Below are 1,862 nucleotides of genomic sequence, written 5' to 3' on the forward strand. Positions count from 1 at the left end.
TACACGCAAAAATTCCGAGGGCAGCTGGTTATACCGCTGGAACCACTGGGCTTTGAGCAGGCCGCCTTCCGGGGTGGCGTTCCAGTCGCCCATCAACCACGCCTGTACCAGCCACGGAGGGCCGGACTTTTTCAGGCGGTTCTTGTATCCGGGGTCGCTGTTCAGTAGCAGGGGATTGTCTTGTAACCGGCTGGGGATAAATATCCGCTGGTCGCCGCTCATCTCATCGGTGATGGGTTTCATGCCGAGGGGAGCCGGGTCGATATAGCGTTTTTTCAGCCACTCATGGCCGGGGCCGCCGGGGTTGGCCGACAGGTTGCAGCTGGAGGGGATGCCGTAAGGATTACGCAGGGTGGCCTGCAGTTTGTCGATAGGGGCCGGGTCGGGGAAGTTACCGGCCTCGTCGATGTACAGGTCGGTGTAGGAATGGCCTTGGTACTTGCCTGCATCAGCGTCCCGCTCCAGAGAGCGCAAACGGAGCATCGCCCCGTTCTTCATCATCCATGTGGTTTTCTGGGCTTTGTACTTCGCCCCCATCGGCCCGAAGATTTCATGGCTCCGGGCGATGACCTCATCCAGCTCTGGCATAGAGCGCCGGATAAACAGCCCCCGGCATCGCTGGCCATAGACTTCTGTCCGCTGCGCCCACTTGCCAAGGAAGCCGTCGGTCTTGCCTCCACCACGGGCACCGCCGTAAAGGATGTCTTCAAACGGGCAACGGAGCAGCGCCGTTTGCGGCCCTGCCTGTGGACGCCAGACCGTTTGCGACATAGTGGTCAGGCGTCATCTGTCTTGGGGCCGTATTCTTTCAGCCACTCATCCACCGAGGCCGGAGCCGGGACGACAACAACTCCGCTGGTGGCCTCGTTCTCTCCGGTGGGATCGGTGCTGGCGATCTTGGCAGGAGCCATCAGGCCCTGCGCTTTCATTCGCAGTTCAATAACCTTGATCGCTTTTTCTACAGAGGCCACGTTGCCTTTGAGGACATCGTTCCAGATTGAACGCTGAATAGTATCCAGACGCTCGATCTCCTGAGCCAGTAAAAGCCTGGTTTCCAGCTTCAGTTCTCTGGTGATTTCCATCAGCGCTTTCTTCACAATTTTGTGGGCGGCTGACTTGGAAATATTGAGGGTGGACGCGATTTCACGATAGGACAGGCCAGCGTTGCGCAGCTTCAGGCATTCCAGAGCGGTTTGTTGAATTTCTGCAGCTGTTTTTCTCATCGCTTTTGTCCACTCCCTATGGTGTCCACTGGCCTTTCTTATTTCTGGCCCTCTGTTTCCAGATTTTGCGAGGGTTGGCTCGTGCCTTAAAACTGTGCTGATACTTGCGAAACTTACGTGCCTTTCTGATCTCTACGACACCGTCACTGCAGCAACAAAAACGATCAGTAAGATAAGTGCGAACACCTCGTCCATCGTCATCAGTCAGGCTGCTCACTTTGTCGCTCATTGAACGTTTCCTCCGTGGCCACATGAACGGCGTCCTTGCCGGTGTAGTCTTGCCAGCGACGAATAATCACATCGCAATAGTGCGGGTCGATTTCTATGGTGTTACATCGTCTTCCGTATTTCTGACAGGTGATAAGGGTGCTGCCTGAGCCGCCACAAAAGTCCACCACCAAATCCCCGGTCTGGGAGCTGTTGCGAATCATCTGCTCGATCAGGCTCACCGGTTTCATGGTGGGGTGGTCACGGCTGGCCGCTGGCTTGTCGGCACTGATGACGGTCTTTTTATCCCGCTCCCCATACCAGCAATGGGCCGCACCGGGTTTCCAGCCGTAGAGAATGGGTTCGTGTTGCCAGTGGTAATCCTGCCTGCCCATAACGCTGGTGTTCTTCACCCAGACGAGGCACTGCTTC

4 protein-coding genes are annotated in these 1,862 nt (G+C 56.5%); all 4 read right to left on the reverse strand.

All coding sequences use genetic code 11. The features are described from left to right. The coding region (locus E1189_RS02960; RefSeq protein WP_230460091.1) for a terminase large subunit domain-containing protein at positions 1–771 on the reverse strand (771 nt) is incomplete at its 3' end. A gap of 5 nt (positions 772–776) precedes the next feature. Further along, entirely contained in the window at positions 777–1,223 is a 447-nt protein-coding gene (locus tag E1189_RS02965) for a winged helix-turn-helix transcriptional regulator (RefSeq protein ID WP_155158564.1), read from the reverse strand. Between the two features lie 16 nt (positions 1,224–1,239). Further along, positions 1,240–1,452 carry a hypothetical protein gene (locus E1189_RS02970; protein WP_155158565.1) on the reverse strand — a complete coding sequence of 71 codons (213 nt, stop codon included), beginning with the start codon at positions 1,450–1,452 and terminating at the stop codon, positions 1,240–1,242. Continuing rightward, positions 1,424–1,862 (reverse strand): DNA-methyltransferase (locus tag E1189_RS02975; RefSeq protein ID WP_196221119.1); only part of this gene is annotated, 439 nt, incomplete at its 5' end. The genes E1189_RS02975 and E1189_RS02970, both read right to left, overlap by 29 nt.

The organism is Parendozoicomonas verongulae (assembly GCF_009711465.1).
Taxonomy (GTDB): domain Bacteria; phylum Pseudomonadota; class Gammaproteobacteria; order Pseudomonadales; family Endozoicomonadaceae; genus Sansalvadorimonas; species Sansalvadorimonas verongulae.